General features: G+C 66.6%; 21 protein-coding genes. 11 read left to right on the top strand and 10 right to left on the bottom strand.

Annotated elements, in window-relative coordinates:
- Window positions 1-14 precede the first annotated feature (14 nt).
- From BLT59_RS21730 to BLT59_RS21710, 5 genes are all read left to right on the top strand, one after another.
- Window positions 15-353 (top strand): cyclic nucleotide-binding domain-containing protein, encoded by a 339-nt coding sequence (locus BLT59_RS21730; RefSeq protein WP_091785336.1) that lies wholly within the window; start codon window positions 15-17, stop codon window positions 351-353.
- Between the two features lie 79 nt (window positions 354-432).
- Window positions 433-780 (top strand): cytochrome c, encoded by a 348-nt coding sequence (locus BLT59_RS21725; protein ID WP_091785333.1) that lies wholly within the window; start codon window positions 433-435, stop codon window positions 778-780.
- A gap of 385 nt (window positions 781-1165) precedes the next feature.
- The gene (locus BLT59_RS21720) at window positions 1166-1978 is read left to right on the top strand and encodes a universal stress protein (RefSeq protein ID WP_091785330.1); all 813 of its coding nucleotides are present in this window, start codon (window positions 1166-1168) and stop codon (window positions 1976-1978) included.
- Window positions 1978-2307, top strand: coding sequence for a c-type cytochrome (locus tag BLT59_RS21715; RefSeq protein WP_091785327.1), 330 nt, complete (start codon window positions 1978-1980; stop codon window positions 2305-2307). The genes BLT59_RS21720 and BLT59_RS21715 overlap by 1 nt, the downstream gene beginning before the upstream one ends.
- 25 nt (window positions 2308-2332) lie before the next feature.
- Window positions 2333-2737, top strand: a complete 405-nt coding sequence (locus BLT59_RS21710) for a BLUF domain-containing protein (protein ID WP_091785324.1) — start codon at window positions 2333-2335, stop codon at window positions 2735-2737.
- A 155-nt stretch (window positions 2738-2892) separates the two neighbouring features.
- Here the strand turns inward: BLT59_RS21710 and BLT59_RS21705 are convergent, their stop codons facing one another.
- From BLT59_RS21705 to BLT59_RS31940, 8 genes are all read right to left on the bottom strand, one after another.
- Window positions 2893-3114, bottom strand: a complete 222-nt coding sequence (locus BLT59_RS21705; RefSeq protein WP_244514105.1) for a hypothetical protein — start codon at window positions 3112-3114, stop codon at window positions 2893-2895.
- Window positions 3115-3167: 53 nt separating this feature from the next.
- Window positions 3168-3977 carry a universal stress protein gene (locus tag BLT59_RS21700; RefSeq protein ID WP_091785316.1) on the bottom strand — a complete coding sequence of 270 codons (810 nt, stop codon included), beginning with the start codon at window positions 3975-3977 and terminating at the stop codon, window positions 3168-3170.
- 72 nt (window positions 3978-4049) lie between these two features.
- Window positions 4050-4697: a BON domain-containing protein gene (locus BLT59_RS21695; protein ID WP_091785313.1), complete on the bottom strand. Its 648-nt coding sequence runs from the start codon at window positions 4695-4697 to the stop codon at window positions 4050-4052.
- A gap of 47 nt (window positions 4698-4744) precedes the next feature.
- Window positions 4745-5200 (bottom strand): response regulator, encoded by a 456-nt coding sequence (locus BLT59_RS21690; protein ID WP_091785308.1) that lies wholly within the window; start codon window positions 5198-5200, stop codon window positions 4745-4747.
- A gap of 65 nt (window positions 5201-5265) precedes the next feature.
- The gene (locus tag BLT59_RS21685; RefSeq protein ID WP_091785304.1) at window positions 5266-6612 is read right to left on the bottom strand and encodes an NRAMP family divalent metal transporter; all 1347 of its coding nucleotides are present in this window, start codon (window positions 6610-6612) and stop codon (window positions 5266-5268) included.
- Window positions 6609-6863 carry a hypothetical protein gene (locus BLT59_RS21680; protein ID WP_091785301.1) on the bottom strand — a complete coding sequence of 85 codons (255 nt, stop codon included), beginning with the start codon at window positions 6861-6863 and terminating at the stop codon, window positions 6609-6611. Before BLT59_RS21680 ends, BLT59_RS21685 begins: the two co-directional genes overlap by 4 nt.
- A 10-nt stretch (window positions 6864-6873) precedes the next feature.
- Complete coding sequence (locus BLT59_RS21675) at window positions 6874-7089, bottom strand: hypothetical protein (RefSeq protein WP_091785298.1); 216 nt, start codon at window positions 7087-7089, stop codon at window positions 6874-6876.
- Between the two features lie 168 nt (window positions 7090-7257).
- Complete coding sequence (locus tag BLT59_RS31940; RefSeq protein ID WP_244514098.1) at window positions 7258-7398, bottom strand: hypothetical protein; 141 nt, start codon at window positions 7396-7398, stop codon at window positions 7258-7260.
- A gap of 131 nt (window positions 7399-7529) precedes the next feature.
- Between BLT59_RS31940 and BLT59_RS21665 the strand changes: the two genes are divergently transcribed.
- From BLT59_RS21665 to BLT59_RS21640, 6 genes are all read left to right on the top strand, one after another.
- Window positions 7530-7769: a biotin/lipoyl-containing protein gene (locus BLT59_RS21665; RefSeq protein WP_091785295.1), complete on the top strand. Its 240-nt coding sequence runs from the start codon at window positions 7530-7532 to the stop codon at window positions 7767-7769.
- Between the two features lie 17 nt (window positions 7770-7786).
- The gene (locus tag BLT59_RS21660) at window positions 7787-8161 is read left to right on the top strand and encodes an SPW repeat protein (protein WP_091785293.1); all 375 of its coding nucleotides are present in this window, start codon (window positions 7787-7789) and stop codon (window positions 8159-8161) included.
- A complete protein-coding gene (locus BLT59_RS21655) occupies window positions 8158-8511 on the top strand; it encodes a c-type cytochrome (RefSeq protein WP_091785289.1) in 354 nt (117 codons plus the stop codon). Before BLT59_RS21660 ends, BLT59_RS21655 begins: the two co-directional genes overlap by 4 nt.
- A gap of 90 nt (window positions 8512-8601) precedes the next feature.
- A complete protein-coding gene (locus BLT59_RS21650; RefSeq protein ID WP_091785286.1) occupies window positions 8602-9591 on the top strand; it encodes a glucokinase in 990 nt (329 codons plus the stop codon).
- A gap of 71 nt (window positions 9592-9662) precedes the next feature.
- On the top strand, window positions 9663-10481 hold the full coding sequence (locus tag BLT59_RS21645; protein WP_091785283.1) for a universal stress protein: 819 nt from the start codon (window positions 9663-9665) through the stop codon (window positions 10479-10481).
- 1194 nt (window positions 10482-11675) lie between these two features.
- Window positions 11676-12776: an acyltransferase family protein gene (locus tag BLT59_RS21640; RefSeq protein ID WP_175544091.1), complete on the top strand. Its 1101-nt coding sequence runs from the start codon at window positions 11676-11678 to the stop codon at window positions 12774-12776.
- 171 nt (window positions 12777-12947) lie between these two features.
- On the opposite strand, the gene BLT59_RS30755 is transcribed toward BLT59_RS21640, so the two are convergent.
- Together BLT59_RS30755 and BLT59_RS21635 are read right to left on the bottom strand one after the other, a co-directional pair.
- Complete coding sequence (locus tag BLT59_RS30755; RefSeq protein ID WP_139174095.1) at window positions 12948-14426, bottom strand: hypothetical protein; 1479 nt, start codon at window positions 14424-14426, stop codon at window positions 12948-12950.
- Window positions 14427-14951: 525 nt separating this feature from the next.
- Window positions 14952-15155 (bottom strand): hypothetical protein, encoded by a 204-nt coding sequence (locus BLT59_RS21635; protein WP_091785277.1) that lies wholly within the window; start codon window positions 15153-15155, stop codon window positions 14952-14954.
- Window positions 15156-15275: the final 120 nt, after the last annotated feature.

Below are 15275 nucleotides of genomic sequence, written 5' to 3'. Positions count from 1 at the left end.
ACCGGTTCTGCGAGGTGTTCCATCGGCTGCGCGCCGTCGGGCTGACGCGGGCCTGCGGGTACCTGATGCCGCCGCGCCAGTCCGACCAGGCCGACGCGTCGGGCCCGACGGACGGGCACGTCAACCGCCCGCTGCAGGCGATGCGCACCCAGGACGTGGTCACGTTGAGGAGCCGCTGGCTGACCATCCTCGACCCGCCCGCGCTGCAGCGTGCCGCGCAGTTCAGCCCGAACGACCTCCACCGCGCCTATCGGGATCCGGTCCGCACGGCCGGGACCGCCCCTTCCTTGCTGGAGACCGGATGTCATGAAGCGAGCCACCGTCGCTCTTCTCGGGAGCGTACTCCTCTGTAACGGCGCTGCGAGCCAACCCTCGCCGTTCGCGCAGCCTTCCGCATCGTCGCCGACCTGGTCCCAGTTGAGCCTCGGGAACATGATGCTGCTGATACAAGCGCGGCATGCCAAGATCTGGTACGCGGGACGGGCGGAAGATTGGGCGTTGGTCGACTACGAACTGGGGCACATCTCGGATGACCTGACCGCCGCGGCCATGCTGTACAGCGATATCCCGGTCGCGTTCGTGACGAGCGCCGACCGCGCCCTCGTCCGCATGAGGGAGGCGGCCAAGCAGAAAGATCCGGCTGGTCTTCAGTCCGCGTTCTCCGAGCTGACGACGGCCTGTAATACCTGCCACACGGCCGGCGGCGTCTCCTTCATCCGTATCCAGACGCCAACCACCTTGCCGTTCACGAACCAGCACTTCCAGCCCAGCACAAGATAAGCGCTCCGGCACGGTGTCGCCTGACGATTGGCTCTCGTGCGGTGGCGCGTGGGCGCTGGATACCCGCGCTCCTTGAGGTCGCCCAGAATGAGGCGTTCTTCGCCCCCTCGGCTTCCACGCTCCGGGTCTATCGCACGCTCGACGAGACCCGGCCCGGCCCCGGACGCGATCCGCATTTCCGTGGGACCGACCTGGCATCGGAGGTCGGCGGCGCCATGCGCGCGCTCGGCGGCCCCATGACGATAGCGAGCCGACGGGACGGGGAGCCTCCCGGAACCCGTGGAGCCGACGGGCCGCAGCCGTCGCGGGACTTGCGATGGATCAAGGTGGCCCGTTCTCACCAGGACCAAGCTTCCTTCGGCATCGACGCACGGCGGAGGCCGCCATGGACTACGCGAACATCCTCGTCTCCGCCGACCTCGGCGAGGCCGCCCCGGATCGGATACGGCTCGCCGCCGACCTGACCCGACGCTTCGAAGCGACCCTGACGGGCGTGGCCGCCCACACTGTGCCGGCCCCCATCCTGGTGCGGGACGTCTACGATGCCATCGATCAGGAGGGACGCAACAAAGCGCAGATACAAGCCATCGTGGAGCAGGCGCGCGCGTCGTTCGAACGCTTCGCCGGGGATGGCATCCGCACCGACTGGCGCTGGTGCTTCGCTGACGCCACCGCCCATCTCATCGAGCAGGCGCGCGCCGCGGACCTCGTGGTCGTGAGCCGTCGCGGACCCGGCGACGAGGATCCTGGTCCGCTCGGCGTGCCGCCTGATCCCGTGCTGATGGAGGGCGGCAGGCCGGTCCTGGTCGTGCCGCCGAGGACCGTGAGCCTGAAGGCGTCGCGGATCGTGGTCGCCTGGAAGGACAGCCCCGAGACACGACGGGCGGTATCGGGCGCACTGCCCCTCCTGCGGGAGGCCGACACGGTCTTCGTGGCGACCGTCGGCTCGGGCGCCCGGCACGATGGTGCCGAGGACGTAGCCAGCCACCTCGCGCGGCACGGCGCCTCTGCCACCGTCCATCACCTGCAAACGGTGGACGACGACGGCTCCGAGATCCTGCGCTTCGCCCTGCTGCGGGACACCGACCTGATCGTCGCGGGCGCCTATGGCCACTCCCGGCTGCGGGAGTGGGTGTTCGGCGGCGTCACGCGCGACCTCCTGGACCGCTCCCCGCTCTGCTGCCTGATGAGCCATTGATGCGCGGACATGGCCTTGTCGTTTCGGCCGCGGTTACCGCGGTCCTGACCGCTGCCTCGCCGGCCGCGGCCGGGGCTGCCTCGGCGGCGCACGGACGGACATTCGCGCGCGAGAACTGCGCGCGGTGCCACGCGGTCGGATCAGGCGGCGCGAGCCCGATGCGCGAGGCTCCGCCCTTTCGCACGCTCGCTGAGCGGTTTCCCGTCGACGACCTCGCCGACGTCCTGATCGAGGGCGTCGAACGGCGCCATCCCGCGATGCCTGATTTCCGGCTCGATCCGAACGACGCCGCCGACCTCACGGCCTATCTGAAGGCGCTCGCGCCATGACGCGTGGCAGCACAGAGGCAATGCCATGGACGGTTCGCTTCTCTACGTCAGCCGGCGGACGTCCTCCGATGCCGAGGTGCGAAACATCGTCGAGACGTCGCTGGCCAGGAATGCCCGGCTCCGGGTCACGGGGGCGCTCGTCGTGTCGCGAGGACGCTTCGCGCAGATCCTTGAGGGGCCGCGCACCGGCGTGGACACGCTGATGGCGAGCATCCGCCGCGACCCGCGCCATGCGGGCGTGGAGGTGCTGCTCTACGACGACATTGAGCGGCGACGGTTCGCGGAGTGGACCCTGGCCTATTCAGGCGCCTCCGTTTACGTCGACGGGCTGATCGGGGCCCTGACCGAGCGCACGACGCCTCTGCCGCATCCAGGCGACGTGCACCGCCTGATTCATGCCATCGAGGAACTCGCACGCGCTCGGCTTTGACGGCCCGGCAAGCGCGGGCCGCGCGGTGCGGCGCGAACGCGGCCCCCGTGGACGGCACGACCATCGAGGCCATCGAGCTGGGCGTCCGCGTGGCGGCGGCCGGCGGCAAGGGGCATGCGAGGCGGCGCATGGCGGCCGGACCGCCGTCCTGCCCCTCACCGCCGCGGGTCGTGGCAGTGCATGCGCGGGGGCGTCGAGCCGCAATCCAAGCTACAGGTCTGGTGTGGCTTGCAGAACCACTGCAGGGACCCGCTTTTCAGGCAGGATCCCGAGCAGTGACGATGCGGCGCGTCGGCCGGCTCGACGAAGGTCCCTTCCGCGTCGGGCGAGCCGGCTCCGGGATTCGCGCGGGTGGCCGACGCGCTCGCCGCGACCATGGCGAGCGCCAGGAGGGCCGTGCGGACCATGCTTGCCTGCTCGATGAGGCGCATCAGTGGCTCATCAGGCAGCAGACGGGCGCTCCGGCCAGCAGGTCCCGGGTGACGCCGCCGAAGACCCATTCGCGAAGCCTGCCGTGACTGTAGGCGCCGGTCACGATCAGGTCGGCCCCGTGCTCGGCGGCCGTCTCGACCAGCGCTCCGGAAACCGATCTGCCCTGGGCATCGCGTCGGACGTGGATGGCAGAGACGTCGTGGGCCTGGAGGAGGCGGAGCGTATCCTGCCCGCCGGATGCGGCTTCTTCGTCGACGGAGACGACGAGCACCTCCGACGCCCGCTTCAGGAACGGCAGCGCGTCCAGAATGGCACGGCGCGCCTCCCGGGTGTTCTTCCAGCCGACCACGACGCGCTTGGCATCGAGATGATCGACCCCCGGCGGCGCCAGCAGGACCGGGCGCCCGAGATGCATGACCGCGTCGGCCGGGTCGACCGCGAACAGCGCGGGGACCGGCTCCATCCTGCGGCCGACCACCACGAGGTCGGCCGCTGCCGCCTGCGCGAGAAGGAACGGCAACGGGACGCCGAGATTCGAGCGCCACGCCACACGCTCGGACCCGCCGGCCGCCTCCGCGAAGGCTTCATGGGCGCGGCGAAGGTCATTCAGGATCGTCTCGTCGCCCGCGGCCAGCGCGTAGGCGCTGCCCGGTGTCGGGCCCACCGGAGGGACCGCGTAGGCCGCCTGCTCCGCCGCGACGCCGATCAGGCGCGCGTGACAATCGTCGGCGAGGTGCTTGGCAAGGCGCACGCGGCTTCGCGCCTCATCCGTCAGGTCTACGGTGACCATGATGCTCGCGTAGGGCATGGAATTGCTCCGGGTCGAAGGGTGGGCGTAAGAGCGACGGGGGCCTGACGGCCGCGCCCGTCCATGCGAGCCTCAGCCCAGCGTCAGGCGGTCCTCCACGGCGCGTACGCCCGGAGCCGACCAGGCGGCGTTCTCGGCGAGGCGGCGCTCGTACCAAGCGTTCACCGTGCCCTCCAGGACGACCTTGGCGTCCTTCACGGTCACCGTGATCGCGTCCGCCTCAAGCTCGGCGTTGCGCTTGAGCGCGGCCAGGATCTTCGACCGGATTTCGGGCACGCTGGCCTTGGGGCTCACCTCGATCCTGTTGATGATGCCGACCACTCCGGCGAGGCGCCGGATCGACCGGTAGGCTTCCTCCTTCTGGTACTGCCAATCGACCTTGCCGGTCAGCGTCACCCAGCCACCCTGCACCTGGACCTGGACGGCATTCCGCGGCACGGTCGCCGACCAGTCGAGCATCTGCACGGCCCGCTGCGCGAGATCCTCGTCGCGGGGCGGCGTCCCGCCGGCGAAACGCACCTCGATCTCCTCGACGATGCCCCGCACGCCGCGCACCTTCCGCACCGCCTTCTCGGCGGCGACCCGCTGCGCGTAGGTCCCGACATGCCCCGTGAGGGTGACGATGCCCTTGTCGACCGCGACGCCGATATGGGCCGCCTCCACGCTCGGCTCGAAGTCGAGTTCGTCGATGACGTTCTGGCGGATCAGCTTGTCGCCCATCGTGGCTCTCCCCGAAGGAACCAGGTTTTGCCTGGCCGAAGCCGACGCTAGGCCCGGCAGGCGGGCGGACATTGATCCAGCGCAAGCTCTTCACCGGCCGCGATCCGGTGCAGCATCGGGCAGGCACGGGCGCAGCCCCGGACGGCGCAGCCGGCGGTCACGGCGGAGATCATATCCCGCGCATCGAACAGCCGCTCGAACAGCGGCACGTCCGCGAAGGCCTTCGGGACCTGGGCGTTCCCCGCGATCAGGGTGAAGGGGATGCCGCGCCGCCGCAGGGCGCAGACGAGCGGGAAGCCGGGCCCCCGGTTGAGGTCGACGCTGACCACCGCGAAGTCCGGGGGGCGCCCGTCCAGGCTCCCGGCGGCATCCTCGCAGGTGCCGTAGGGACCGCTGACGGCGCAGCCGGCGCCGGTGAGCACGTCCTCCAGCCACATCCCCGGCAGCGCCTGCGGCTCGGCCACGAGGACCACGGGTTGCCTATCGTCGCCACTTGCCCGCATCGCGCGATGCCCGTTCTCGGTTGCGATGAGCAGACGATGTAGGCGTCGCGGCTGGCCGCCTTGCGCTAGATCAAGGGAAGCGCGGCCGTCGCCAGCATGGCGAGGACCGCCAGCAGCATGCAGGCCGTGGCGACCCAGCCGAGGAGCCTGAGCGGCCCGCGCACTGCGAAGGCGCCCATGATGTCGGTTCGCGCCGCGGCCAGCATCATCACTGCCATGACCGGCACCGCGACGACGCCGTTGACCACGGCGCTCCAATACAGCGCCCGGATCGGGTCGACCGCGCCCAGGCTGATGATCATGCCGACGAGCGTGGCGAGGGCGACGGTGCCGTAGAAGGCCCGCGCCTCCAGGATCCGGCGGCCGAAGCCCACCGGCCAGCGCCGCGCCTCGCCCGCCGCGTAGGCCGCCGACCCCGCGAGCACCGGCACCGCCAGCAGCCCGGTGCCGATGATGCCGAGCGCGAAGACGGTTGCGGAGAACGGGCCGGCGAGCGGACGCAATGCTTCCGCGGCCTGGGCGGAGGTCTCGATGTCGGTCACGCCGTTCGGGTGGAGGACGGCCGCCGTCGTGACCATGATGGCGAGGGCCACGAGATTGGAGAAGCTCATGCCCACGAGGGTATCGATCTCGATGCGGTGCAGCGCCCGGATCCCCTGCTCGGGTGCGCGCAGCAGAGCCCGCCGCCGGGGGAAGGCATGCAGGTCCTCGGCCTCCTCCGCGGCCTGCCAGAAGAACAGGTACGGGCTGATGGTCGTCCCGAACAGCGCCACCAGCGTGGTCAGGCCGGCGCCGCTGAGGTCCACGTGCGGCACGGCCAGGGCCGCGCCGAGGTCTCGCCACGACACATGCGCGAAGATCACCACCCCGAGATAGGCGAACAGGCTGAGCGTCAGCCATTTCAGCACGGCGACGTAGCGCGCGTATTGCAGGACGACCTGCATGAACACGCAGGTGCCGGCGAACAGGACGACGTAGAGCCAGCGCGGGCCCGGCAGCAGCAGGTTCAGGGCGTCGGCCATGGCGCCGAGATCGGCGCCGAGATTCAGGATGTTGGCGACGAGCAGCAGCAATACGACGACCTGGAGCAGGCCGTTCGAATAATGCTCGCGCAGCACGCCGGCGATGCCTTGGCCGGTTGTGCGCCCGATGCGCGCGGAGACCATCTGCACCGATGCCATCAGGGGCAGGGTGTAGAGCATGGTCCAGCACAGGCCGTAACCGAGCTGCGCGCCGGCTTGGCTGTAGGTGGCGATGCCGCTCGGGTCGTCGTCGGAGGCGCCGGTGATCAGGCCGGGGCCGAGGACCCTCAGCAGGCGCGGCTTCGACGGGCCGACGGCGGGGCTGGAGGCCTCGGGGTCGTCGACCGCATCGTCGACCGCCTCGGCCGCGGGGACGGCTGGCGTGCTCAAGCCGCTGACTTCGACGCGTCGCGCGCGTCGGCCTGGATCGACCGCGCGACCTTCAGGGCCGCGGCCAGGTCGTCGCCGTCGGTGCCGTAGCGCCGGCAAAGGGCGTCCAGCCACTCCGGCCGCTCGGCCTTCGCATCCGGGATCTCCGAGAACGGCACGTGGTACATTCCGTCGAGCGCCTCGATGCCGTAGCCGGTCACGGCCCATTGCCGTCCCTGCCAGTGAACGGGTTCGGTGAGTTCGTCACTCATTCCGTCCTCCTCATGCCGCATGCTTGGCGAGCTCGACAATCTCGCACGTGTCGGCCCGCATCTGCCAGTCGACGACGCCGCAGGCCTTGCAGAGCATCGCCCTGGCCGCGCGGGCGGCGTCGACGTCCGAGCGGGCGCCGACGATCGCCTGTCGCTGCATGACGCGATGGTCGTGGCCGGTATCGTCCGGGACGGTCTTGTGGAAGGTGACGAGGTATTTGCGCATGGCGCACCTCCGATTGGGATGTTGCGGCAACCGTGGGCACCTCCGGGACCGGCCGCCTTGATCCAGCGCAAGACCGGTGGCGTTCGGGCACCCGGTGCGGGTGCGCCTTGCCGTGCAGCGGCCGGTCCCGCTCCATCGCCCGGTCGGTGAGCGAGGCGGACCAGCCGATCAGGAGGAGTCGAAGGCGCCGACGCCGAGACGGAGCACGGGCAGCCGGTAGGCGCCGGCGCAGATCCGGACCGCGACGGTGTGGCCGACGAGCGTCATGAGCACGACGGCCAGGATGCGGAAGCGCGGCGGGACCGGCATGGCGCGGATGTCCCATTGACCTGGCTCGAGACGCCGACCGCATGGAGTGATCCAGATCAAAGCGGCCTTTCACCGGCTGGCTTCTCCTCCGGTGGCGCACCAGGGCGATTGCCCCGACACGGGAGGCGACCATGGCCGACATCCACGTAGCCGAAAACCTCTGGTCCACGGGCATGCTGCCCGAGGGCATTCTGGAGCGGTGGTTCGTGGCGGACGGGGTGCGTGTGCAGGCCGGCGAGGCCGTGGCCGCCGTGCGCATCGGCGAGGCCTTGCACGACATCGCCTCGCCCGCCGCGGGCCGCCTGTTGGTCCTCGCGTCCGTCAACGAGGTGGTCGACCCCGGCTGCATCATCGCAGAGGTCCACGCCTGACATCCGGGAGGCAGGTCATGTCCCGCGCTGACACCACCACACACGCGCCGCCGACTTGGCGGACGGACGAGATCGTGCTCGGCATCCTGCAGCACGCATCCGGCGTCGCACTGGTGCTGACGGCTTGGGTGCTGGTCTTCACCGACCATACCCGAGCGGCCGCGTCGGCGCTCCTGCCGGGGCTGCTGATCGTGATGCTCTACGGCGCGAACCAGCTCCGCTTCCGGGTCGTGCTCGAACGGGGGGTGCTGCTCGTCGGCGCCTGGACCCTCGTGGCGCCATGGGCGCTGGGGTTCGCCGCCAACGACGGCGCGACTTGGGCGCACGTCGTGCTCGGTGGCGTAGCCATCGCGTCCGCTGTGACCTGGCTCAGGATCGCGAGGCGGTCATGACGTTCCCGTCACGGGCATTCCGCTCTGCTGTCCTCGGCGCCCTGCTGGCGGTCGGCACCGACGCTTCGGCTGCCGGTCCCGCCGAGGACCACCGCATCCGGGGGTGGGCCATCGCCACGCAGCTCTGCAGCCAGTGTCACGTCATCGGCCGCGCATCGCAGCCAGGCGCGTTCGTCGGCCCGGCCTTCGTCCGGGTCGCGGAGATGCCCTCGACGACGGGGCCGGCGCTCGCCGTCTTCCTGCAGAGCCACCACGCGCGGATGCCGAGCCTTCGGCTGGACCGGGACGAGATGGACGCGGTCATCGACTACATCCTCAGCCTCAAGAGGGCCGGGGCGGGGCTGCCTTGAGGTCGTGACCGACCGAGAACCCACGGGTGGGTGCCATCTGCCGAGGAGCCTCGCACCGAGGCCATTGCGCGCCGCGGAGTCCCTTCGGCCATGCTGCCCTTTCCCGTCCTCCTCGCCGACATCGGCGGCACCTACGCCCGCCTCGCGGTCCTCCCGGAGGCGGCTGCCTGTCCGGGCCCGATCTGGAAGGTGCCGACAGGGGACTTTCCCGGCCCGGCCGCCGCCATCCGGGCCTTTCTCGGCCGTCAAGACGGGCCCCGTCCGCGCTCGGCCTTCCTCGCCGTCGCGGGGCGCGTCGACGGCGGGATCACGCGCCTGACCAACGCGCCGTGGCGTTTCGGCCTGAGCGAGATCGGCGTCACGTCGGGCCTGGAAGCCGTGCGGCTGGTCAACGACTACGTGCCGCTCGCCGCTGCTCTCACCGTCCTCGGCGTGGACGACCCGGCGGACGTGGCGCGGATCGGGCCGGCGGCCAATGCGACAGGGCCGCGGCTCGTCCTCGGGCCGGGCACGGGCCTGGGCGCGGCCGCCCTGATCCCGGCGGGCGACCGCCTCCTGATCCAGACGACGGAGGCCGGCCACGTCGGGTTCGGTCCAAGCGAGCGCGACGCCCTGCCGTGGCAGGCGCTGATGCAGGCCGAGGGCAGGATCACCGCCGAGACGCTGCTGTCCGGCCCTGGGCTCCTCAGGCTCGCACGTGCCATCGCGGCGGCGCGAGGCGTGCCCACCGGCTGGCGCTCGCCGCCCGACGTCCTCGACGGCGCGCGGACCGACCCGCTCGCGCGAGAGGTGGTACGCCAGTTCGCGCGCCTGCTGGGACGATTCACGGGCGACCTCGCCCTGGTGTTCTCCGCGACTGGCGGCGTCTTCCTGGCCGGCGGGATCGCACCGCGCATCGTCGAGACCCTGCAGGATGGGGCGTTCGGGGACGCCTTCGAGGACAAGCCGCCGTTCCGGGAGACGATGCAGGCCATCCCGCGCTTCGTGATCACCCGTCCGGAACCGGCCATCCACGGCCTGGCGGCCCTCCTCCGTGCGGGCGACCGCTTCCTGTTCCCCGGCCAGGACTGGCGGGCTTGAGCCAGATCAACGCCGCCCCTTCGGGATGCCCTCAACGTCACGGTCACGAAGCTCGATCCGCGGAGGCCGCCATGTCCTATGTCAGCATCCTGGTCGCGGTCGATGACGGGCGGCACGCGCCGGCGCGGGTGCGCCTCGCCGCCGAACTGGCGCACCGGCTCGGCGCGCGGCTCCTCGGCGCCGCGGCCTGCGTGCCGGACTACCCGCGGGGCTACGGCGAGACCGTCGTGCCCATGGACATGGTCATCGAGGAGATCCGGCAGGCAGCCCTGGACCGGCTCGCGGGCGTCGAGCAGATCTTCCGCCACGCCTCCTGCCTGAACGACCGCACGGAATGGCGCACGGACCTCGCCGCCCCGGTGTCGTTCCTTGAGGGGCAGTCGCGGGCCGCGGACCTCGTCGTCGTCGGCCGTTACGCGGATGACGAGGGGGTGAACTCCGGCATGGCCGTCGACGTCGGCGATGCGCTGATGGGCGTAGGCCGCCCCGTCCTCGTGGTTCCGGCCGGCGTGGAGCACGTGGCGGCGAAACGCATCGTCGTCGGCTGGAAGAACACGCCTCAGACACGCCGGGCTGTGTTGGACGCCCTGCCCCTCTTACGGCGCGCCGAGGCGGTGCAGGTCCTCCGCGTGTCGGACGGCGAGGACCGGGCCGAGGTCGAGGACGTGACCCGCTACCTGGCGCTGCACCACGTCAACGCGACGGCGCAGCTGGCCAAGCCCTCGGGCTGGACCGTCGCCGACGACGTCCGGAAGGCGGCGGGTGACTTCGGCGCCGACCTGATCGTGACGGGCGCTTACGGTTACAGCCGGCTGCGCGAGTGGTTCTTCGGCGGGGTCACCCGCGACCTGCTGGCCGACGCACCCGTCTGCTGCCTCCTGTCCCACTGAGAGGGCGTGCGGCCAAGTCCAGCCGGGCGATCCCGGCCGACCGGATCCGTCCTCCCCGCCTCCGGTCTCCTGCGTTCCCGGTCTCCTGCGTCCCCGCCCTGTGCGCCGAACGACGTGCCGCCGGCGAATGAGCCGCTCGGCTTCCCAGCCGGGATGCTGCCCGAGGTCGCGCCCTGAGGGCTCGCGCTCACTGAGCGTTGGACGGAATCCTTTGGTTCGTGAACGGCAAGCTGGTCGGCGGCCCAGGACAGCACCGGGGCCGCCCCGCAAGCGACCGCGCGCAACGCCTTCGGTGCCCGCCATCCAGGAAGCTCGGCGGCGATCGGCCCGGCACTCGCACCTCGAGGTCCCGATGGAAGGACCGCGGGTTCACGTGACACGCCCGCTCCCGGACGGTGCGCGTCGCGCGGCGGGCGCTCCACCTCTCAAGTCCGGTACCGCCACTCACAGAGGCCGCCCCGACGTCGGCACGCTGGGGGTGAGGACGACGCACACGTTTTACGCGTACGGGTCGACAGGGACCGCCGTGCTCCGTGGCGGATGCGCGAGGGACGTCTGAGGTGGACGGCTCACCTTGCGGCCGGATCCCGCCCGTCGCCACGATGCCTCCGGCAACACCGACATAACTCCTCGCGGGCGTCGAAAACACGGCTGCCTGGGCTTACTGACTGTCAAGAATTCCGCATCGCGTAGGTATTTGACCGTTCAGAAATCACGGGGTCAGAGGCCGCACGCTCTTCAGATTTTTGGTGATGCTACGGTGGTCCATTCTCTCCGGCACAAGACCTTCGATCCGTTTAGGGTCGCGGGTCAATGTTTGACTTTTACCGACGGTTCTCGCTTTCGCCCTGGCCGCACGTCCGAACCCGCGCTCGCAGCGAGACGAATTTTCGAACTCAGCAAACTCCAAGCCTCGGTCGGTGCTCTAGGCGGCTGTAGCCGGCATCTATGAGCCCCGATTATTGAAAAAATAGACTTGCTCATAGAGTTTAATTGCAGTAAATGCGCGCCCATGGATTCTTCAACAAGGACTTAAGTAGAATTCCGGCAGCCGATAGGGCTGGGTGAACAATGAGGGCTGCCTCCTTGTTCATGGCAGATGTAAAAATCTGCTTTCAAAAAATATTTCCCGTAAATCGGATATTTCAGCCGACAGGTCTCTGTGACGTCGGTCGCAGTTCAGAAGGAAGTCGAATGAAAAATGAAAATGGAAATGGCGGCCTCGCGGTCTCGGCCGCATCCGAGCATTACCACAGTATGGATTTCATGCGCGGAGTCGCCGCTTTTTCTGTCGTCTTGACACATGTCTCGCATCGTCTCGATATCGCTTGGTTTGCAAACCGCGCTTATCTAGCGGTCGATTTCTTTTTTGTTCTCAGCGGCTTCGTTATGTGTTCCGCTTATAAAGCAAGCCTGCAGAGCGGCGCCATGCCGTATAGAAAGTACTACGTCACAAGGCTTATACGGGTTTTTCCTCTCATATTTTTGGGAACGGTCATCGCGGCACTCATTGAAGTGGCTCGACCGGGCGTTGCGAATAGATCCGCCCATATGGTCGATATAAGCATTGCGTTCTTGTTTGGAGCGGCTGCCCTACCCGTCAAACTGAACGGAGACCTTGAACAAACGGCATTTCCTCTGAATCTTCCAGTGTGGTCGCTCTTTTTTGAGATAATTGCCAATCTCCTCTTTCCGATCTGGGTGAATGCGAAGTACAAAAAGACGATTTTGTGCGCGTGCGCGTTGATCGGCGGCGCAGTCATGACAGCGGGAACATATCTGTATGGGGATGCGAACCGGGGCTATTATCCCGTCGACCTCTGGTTTGGCCTTGCTAGAGTGATGTATTCGTTTCCGGTAGGAATAATTTTATATGAGATCCGGGAGAGGTCACGGCCTGTAAATTTCTTTGTGCCGAGCTTTTTTCTGTTGCTGGTCGTATTCACCTACTATAAGGGGCCCGGCTCTTTCCTCGTGGACGTTGCGGCAATTTTATTTGTGATGCCAATGATCGTTTTTATCTCGATCAAGGCCAGCTATAATGCTTTTGAAAGGTGGGCGTCCGACTGGAGCGGCAATTTATCATTTCCAATTTATGCGCTTCATTATCCCTTTACAAGATTGATTTCCATCATGAACAAACAAGTAAGCTTCTCGCTTACTGAAAAATTTGTTATAGAAGGTGTCTTTCTACTGATCATGTCCGCGTTGTCCTATTGTGCGTATAGGCTGTACGACGCGCCGCTGAGACGAAGGCTGACGCAGATCTATCGAAAATATTCGGGGCGGGTGTGAGTTTTTTCGGTCATTTGGACCGCGCCAAATGCACGGAACGGTGTCGGTGTCTGGTGGGAAATGATTGCTGCTCAACCCGCGCCCATGATGCCAGATCGGCTCACTGCAAAGAGCCGGCACGTCTCAGAATTTGACAGGAGCACCGGCTTCGGCGGCTGTCGTGGTCGGGCGTTAGAGTGACAAATGAGATTGCGAGGGTTGCACGGCAGGGCCGTGCCTGCGGTCCAGCCGCTGTGCCATTGCGTCAAAGCTTGTCCGTGTCCCACTCGGCATGGTGGCGTAAGAAGACGATTGACCTTCGGGGTTTGATGAAGCAAGTCCGGCAAAGATGTAGAATAGAAGACCAAGGTCAACAGTCCCTCCAGCTATGATTCCGCCAACCAGGAGTGACATCGCTCCCACGGTCGCGGCCATGCGGAGATCGCTATAATAACTGCGACGTATCCCCCTCCGAACTGCGAAGGCTGAAAGCAGGAACATTGTAACGAAGGCTGCGCCGGGAACGCCGACGTTTGACAGGACGGCAAGAACATAACTCGATGTCCGATTTGTTCCCAGGCCGACCCCGAGTCCCGACGTTTCCTTGAAATTCTCCCAAGCCAACGCGTTCCAAGCAGATCTCTGTACGCCGGAGGGGCTCGAAGATTTTTCGAACAGCAAGACATTTGCGTATTCCGCGACTCGGCTTGAGGCGCTGTCGTTGAGCGCCACTGACAACGCGATGAGGCAGAACATCAAGGGACAGAGCAGGACGAACGCTGAGCTCACGCGGTAACGTGGGTGCGATCCGCATCGAAAGAGGGCGACGAGATACAAGGCTGCGAGAACAAACCCCGATCCTACCAATCCAGATGATGATGTTGAGAGCAGTACGAATGCCAGCGAAAGGATCGCTAGAATGCCGTTGATCGTCGTGTGCCGTTGATAGAGCCACAGCGTGCCTGTAAATCCGCACGCGCCCAATGTCATCGCGGCAAAGGCCGAGGCCTCCGGCCAGGAACCAATGATCCTCCGCAGGCTTCCGATGCTTTCTTCGTCGTGGAAAGTGTACTGAGCATTCCGAATAAAACCAAGGGCGCCTTGGGTTCCCGTCGCCGCAGTCAGCAAGTCAACGAAACCAAAGATCACATTGATGCCTGAATAGGCAATCAAGCCGTATGCGACCGACTTGAATCCTTGTACCGTTGACGCCAGGGCGAGGACGATCGCGAAACATGCGACGTCGCCGATCAGGTACATCGATTGTGTCAAGTTGCTGGAGACGGGTCCGAGCGGTACGACGCCGCTACTTGTTATAGGCGTGTCGGTTGAGCCCAGAGGGACAATGTAAGTGGCCCCGTTGAACAGCCGAGGCATAAGATAGCTACTCAGAACGCCATACATGGCAAAGCATAACAGCCAGAATCCAGGCTTCGGAGCCGCGAAGCCTTCCAGCGCGTTTTGTAGTATTTTCTTCCAGCTTAGGGCGGAGAATGCGATAAAAATCAAAAATAGATGCGCCGGTTGGATGTTTGCGCCGCCAAGTAATATTGCCGCTGCCGATCCGAGTGTGCAGAAACATATAAAGACGATGGATGTGGCGCGCGTTCCCATCGCGATGCAGAATAATCCTATAACCAGGGTTATTAAGCCAATGGGTTCCAGGCTCATAGTTTGCTGTTTCCCGTTCCTTAAAAATCAAGTCGCTCGTATAATTCTGGCTCAAGCGCGAGCGATGCCGGCAATGCGGTTGCCGCAAGGAAATTCTGGTTTGATCGGTTGAATAAGATTTGCGCAATCATCGATTTTGTCCAAATTGCAGATCTCATGCGAATCCATAATCTGACCTGCTCGGCGGTTTCAAGGCCGAAAGGGGGAGCTTACGACCGCTTCGGCCAGCCTCAAGGCACGGTCCATGGGATGCGGGCTGTCACAACCCTGTCACTGCGAGCGGCCGGATCGCGGTTCCCGAACGGCTGGAATCGCAGGGCCGGAAACGACAACGGCGCAGCAACCGTCGAGGTCACTGCGCCGCTGGATCGGGCCGCCGAGGGGGGAAAGGCGGCCGCGGGAAATACGGTATGCCAATATGACCGTCCGCGCGGTGCGCCATGGCACATCCAACGGCATGTCGCGCGCAAGGCGATGGCGGCCCATGGCGGCGCCACCTCCGCGGGTTGAGGCGGCGGCCGGCCTTCAGCGGGTGAAGGGGCTGGAAGTGGCACCCCCATGCGCGCCGACATAGCGGTTGGCGGGAGCGGGTCGATGATAGGTCACCGAGATTTCAGGCAGCATGACCTCGGCGGCTTCCGGGACGGTATGCCGGGTGGCGGGCCCCTGTGCGAAGGCGGGCGTGACGAGCGCCGCGGCGAGGGCGGCGGCGATCATGTGGACGTTCATGACGAACCTCGAGGACTTCGGTGCGAAGTCATCCGGTCAACGGTGTCGAATGAGGAAGATCGTCGTTCTGGCGGTCTTGATCGTTCCGGCGTTGCTGGGCCGAATGTCAGCTTTCAACGG

This window comes from Methylobacterium sp. UNC378MF, assembly GCF_900103195.1.
Classification (GTDB): Bacteria; Pseudomonadota; Alphaproteobacteria; order Rhizobiales; family Beijerinckiaceae; genus Methylobacterium.
This window is presented reverse-complemented; position numbering and strand designations above follow the sequence as displayed.